Source organism: Haemophilus sp. HMSC066D02, assembly GCF_001810545.1.
In the GTDB taxonomy this organism is placed as follows: domain Bacteria; phylum Pseudomonadota; class Gammaproteobacteria; order Enterobacterales; family Pasteurellaceae; genus Haemophilus_D.
This window is the reverse complement of record NZ_KV801823.1, coordinates 1-557: the sequence shown is the minus strand read 5'-3', so window position 1 is coordinate 557 and position 557 is coordinate 1. Positions and strand designations below refer to the sequence as shown.

Below are 557 nucleotides of genomic sequence, written 5' to 3'. Positions count from 1 at the left end.
CCTGAACCAGAGCGTGCAATTGACCAACCGTTCCTTCTTCCAATCGAAGACGTGTTCTCAATTTCAGGTCGTGGTACAGTAGTAACAGGTCGTGTTGAGCGTGGTATCATCCGTACTGGTGACGAAGTTGAAATCGTTGGTATCAAACCAACTACAAAAACAACAGTAACTGGTGTTGAAATGTTCCGTAAATTACTTGACGAAGGTCGTGCAGGTGAAAACATCGGTGCATTATTACGTGGTACTAAACGTGAAGAAATCGAACGTGGTCAAGTATTAGCGAAACCAGGTTCAATCACTCCACACACTGATTTCGAATCAGAAGTTTACGTATTATCAAAAGATGAAGGTGGTCGTCACACTCCATTCTTCAAAGGTTACCGTCCACAATTCTATTTCCGTACAACTGACGTAACTGGTACAATCGAATTACCAGAAGGCGTGGAAATGGTAATGCCTGGTGATAACATCAAAATGACAGTAAGCTTAATCCACCCAATCGCGATGGACCAAGGTTTACGTTTCGCAATCCGTGAAGGTGGCCGTACAGTAGGTGC

At 43.8% G+C, this 557-nt stretch carries 1 protein-coding gene; it reads left to right on the top strand.

Annotated features, from left to right (window positions below; genetic code table 11):
• Positions 1-557: EF-Tu C-terminal domain-related protein (locus tag HMPREF2750_RS07165; protein ID WP_261660695.1), on the top strand; the 557-nt coding region annotated here is incomplete at both ends.